This window comes from Mesorhizobium sp. M7A.F.Ca.US.005.03.2.1, assembly GCF_003997795.1.
Classification (GTDB): domain Bacteria; phylum Pseudomonadota; class Alphaproteobacteria; order Rhizobiales; family Rhizobiaceae; genus Mesorhizobium; species Mesorhizobium ciceri.
The window spans coordinates 1-3619 of record NZ_RZRP01000656.1; the positions used below are offsets into that span (position 1 = coordinate 1).

Annotated in this window: 3 protein-coding genes; 2 read left to right on the top strand and 1 reads right to left on the bottom strand. The window is 61.8% G+C overall.

All coding sequences use genetic code 11. From position 1 onward, the window contains the following. The coding region (locus EN991_RS27705; RefSeq protein WP_206519264.1) for a gamma-glutamylcyclotransferase at window positions 1-403 on the top strand (403 nt) is incomplete at its 5' end. Window positions 404-599: 196 nt separating this feature from the next. Beyond that, window positions 600-1751, top strand: a complete 1152-nt coding sequence (locus EN991_RS27710) for an acyltransferase (protein ID WP_127369946.1) — start codon at window positions 600-602, stop codon at window positions 1749-1751. On the opposite strand, the gene EN991_RS27715 is transcribed toward EN991_RS27710, so the two are convergent. Next, window positions 1738-3619: glycoside hydrolase family 127 protein (locus EN991_RS27715; protein ID WP_164769407.1), on the bottom strand; the 1882-nt coding region annotated here is incomplete at its 5' end. The two genes, EN991_RS27710 and EN991_RS27715, sit on opposite strands and share 14 nt — an antisense overlap.

Sequence of the window (3619 nt, forward strand, 5' to 3'; positions counted from 1 at the left end):
GCCCGGCTTGATGATGGCGCTCGATCGCGGCGGCCAGTGCCAGGGCGTGGTGTTCGAGATCGCGGAACCGGTGGCGGCCAACCTCGAAGCGCTGCTGCGCCGCGAAATGACCATCCTGCCCGCCGTCAACGTGCCGCGCTGGCTGCAGGTCAGGACCGAAGGCGGCCCATGTCGCGCGCTTGGCTTCGTCGTCGATCCCGCCAATCCGCGTTATGCCGGCAAGCTCGACAAGCAGGCGATCGCGGCGACGCTGGTGACAGCCGTCGGTCATTGGGGCTCGGGCGCGCAATATCTATTCGAGACGATCCGCCACCTCGAAGCCTGCGGCATCCGCGACCGCAATCTGTGGCGGCTGCAGGAACTGGTGGCGGAAGAGATCGGGCTGACCGTCGCCCAGAAGTGATCCGCCCAGAAGTGATCCGCTCAGACGCGGCACGCTTCAGTCGTGTTTGGCTCCGGATGCTTGCAGGCCACAGCACCTTGCGAAGCAAATCTCTGATTTCGGAAGTCTCCGCAGTGAAGGTTTAATGAATTGAAAACAGTTCTGGGCCAACGATGACCTGAACACCGGCGCAGGACACGGTGCGCGTGGGCCAATCATGAAATCCTCGACCGGAGAGCACTACCCAGCGCTGGATCATGTTCGTGGCCTGGCGGCTTTTCTTGTCTTTACCTGGCATTTCCTTCATGCTTCTCCTGAAGGCCCCGTGCCTTATGACTTCGTGCCGGCTCTTCCTATCTTCAGCGTTCTGGATGAAGGGCATACTGGCGTTTCCCTGTTCATGGCGCTTTCCGGCTACCTGTTCGCCAAGCTGCTCGATGGAAAGCAGATCAACTATCTGCCCTTCTTTGCCAACAGGGCCCTCAGGCTGCTTCCGCTTCTCCTGGCCATGCTATGCATCGAGGCCTGCCGCAGGTACGTGGCCGGCCAGTCCCTCGACGGGTATTTCACGGGCGTCGGATTGGGGTTTCTTTTTCCCACCCTCCCGAACGGCGGCTGGTCGATAACGATCGAAGCGCACTTCTACCTGTTGCTGCCGTTCTTGCTGATGGTATCCAGGCGGTTTGTGTTCGCGCCCTTGCTGTTCATCGCGGCAGCCATTGTGCTGAGGTCCGTCCTGTATGTGCAGATCGGCGAAGTGCAGTCGGCGGCGTCCGCAACCATCATAGGCCATGCGGATCAGTTCCTGGCCGGCATTCTTGCCTTTCACCTGCGTGCCCACGCGAAGAACCAACACTGGCTGGCGCTGGCCGTGCTCATGGCTTTTTCGGGGTTCTTCTGGTGGTTCGATGCAGCCGGCGGATTTTACCAACTGGGCCGCTATCCGTCGCCTCATTGGATATGGATCATCCTGCCGACCCTGGAGGCGGCAGCCTATTCATTCGGCATCGCCTACTACGACACGAGCTTTTCGAGAAAGCGAACAAGCCCGCCATTCAGGGTACTGGAGAAGGCTGGGGCCTACAGCTATTCGATCTATCTTCTGCACCTGTTCTTCGTCATGCAATTGGCAGCGTTCATAGACACGAATGTCATGAGCATCAGCAATTTCTACGTCGCATGCCTCTGGTCCGCATTGTGCTTCGTGGCGACGATCCCGATCGGCTATCTCAGCTATACCTGCGTCGAGGCGCCATTCCTGCGCCTGCGTCTGCGCTATATGGACCAAAAGCCCGAAACCGCGGCATCGACCGCGGCTGAGCTTGGATCGGTCATCGCCGATACACCGACCTCGTTCAGCCGTCCCTGAGCCATACCAGCATCTCGCCGGGCTCGCGGTTGTCCCAGGCGAAATAGGGAATGGCGGTCAGTCGCGTCTCGGCGGTGGCCGGCGGCTCGGGCCTGTAGAGCCCGTCCTGCCAGCCGTCGGAGACATCGGCAAGTGCCGCGGTCGACAGCGTCACCACGCCGCCGAGAAGTTCCGGCCGGTGCTGCGCTTCGATGGTGGCCGTCCGCGGCAGCGTCAGGCGATGCGGCTGGCTGTCATTGTCTGATGCCTCGAAGCAATAGATCAGCGGGCCGCGTGACAGCGCGACGCGACCAGCATCCTGGCGCACCTGCGGGTTGGCATAAAGCCGCTCGATCGGCATTTCGAGATCGAGCCGGACATTGTCGCCCTTTTTCCATGTCCGCTTGATCGCGGCGTAGCCGTCGCTGGTGATATCCGCCAGCCTGATGGCTTCGCCGTTTATCTTCAACCCGGCACTGGCGCTCCAGGCGGGAATGCGCAGGTGCAAAGTGAACTCGACCGGCGCCCGCGGTTCGAGCATGATGTCGACGGCGCCGTCCCAGGGATAGCTGCTGACCTGCGTCAGGCTCACCGGGACGCCCGATATATCGAAGCGCGCGGTCGAGTCGCCATAGAGGTGGACGGCCAGCGCATCGTCGGCCAGGCTGTAGAAATAGCTGCCGATCGAGGCGACCATGCGCCCGATATTGGGCGGGCAGCACGGGCAGCGGTGCCACTTCCACCTGTTGTGCTTGCCCCGGCTTTCCAATGGATTCTCGTAGAAAAACAGCGAGCCGTCGAGCGACAGGCCCGAGATCGAACCGTTGTAGAGGGCGCGTTCCATCATGTCGGCGTAGCGCGCGTTCGGCCCCATGCCGAGCATGCGGCTGGCCCAGAACACCAAGCCGACCGCCGCACAGGTCTCGGCATAGGCGCTTTCGTTGGGCAGGTCGTAGTCGCTGGTGAAGCCCTCATTGTGCGCCGACGGCCCCAGTCCGCCAGTGATGTAGAGACTCTTGGTGGTGAGATCGTCCCACAGAAGGTCGAGTGCTGCTCGCAGCGTATCATCGCCATATTCGGTCGCGATATCGGCCATGCCGGAATAGAGGTACATCGCCCTGACAGCATGGCCGACGACCTTGTTCTGTTCTCGCACCGGGATATGCGACTGGCTGTATTCATAGGTCTTGAAATGATAGGCCTTCGGGTCGGCGCCGCGGGCGCGGGCCTCCTCGTCGAAATAATGCGGCTGCTGACCGCGCTGGTCGATGAAGTATCTGGCCAACTCCATATATTTCCGCTCGCCGGTCACCCGTGCCAGCTTGACCAGCGCCAGCTCGATCTCCTCGTGGCCGCAATAGCCCTTCTTCTTGCCGGGCTCCGGGCCGAGTACCGACGCGATGTGGTCGGCATAGCGGCACATGATATCGAGCAGCTTGCGTTTTCCCGTCGCCTGGTAGTAGGCGACCGCGCCCTCGATCAGATGGCCGGCGCAATAGAGCTCGTGGCAGTCGCGCAGATTGGTCCAGCGCTTGCCGGGCTGGATGCGTTGGTACCAGCTGGAGAGATAGCCGTCCTCCTGCTGCAGCCTGCCATACATGTCGATGACGGCGTCGATCTTCTTCTCCAGTTCGGGATTCTTGCGCCGGTAAAGCGAATAGGCCGCGGTCTCGATCGTCTTGCCGAGATCGGAATCCCAGAACATCTGCGTGGTCACCGTCGATCCGGTGAATTCCGCGCCCTGGCGGTCGGCTTCGTCGGGAGAGGGCGAGTGGAAGGGGATGACTATGCCGGGCGAGGGACGGTCCGGATCGATCTGCTCCAGCATGCGGGCCTCCACGCAGCGCTCGTAAAGGATATCGGCGGTGCGGGCGGCGACAGCGTCGGCG

Excerpts from the sequence above, each read along its gene's own strand:
- EN991_RS27710 (WP_127369946.1), top strand. The coding sequence starts at position 600 with ATGAAATCCTCGACCGGAGAGCACTACCCAGCGCTGGATCATGTTCGT.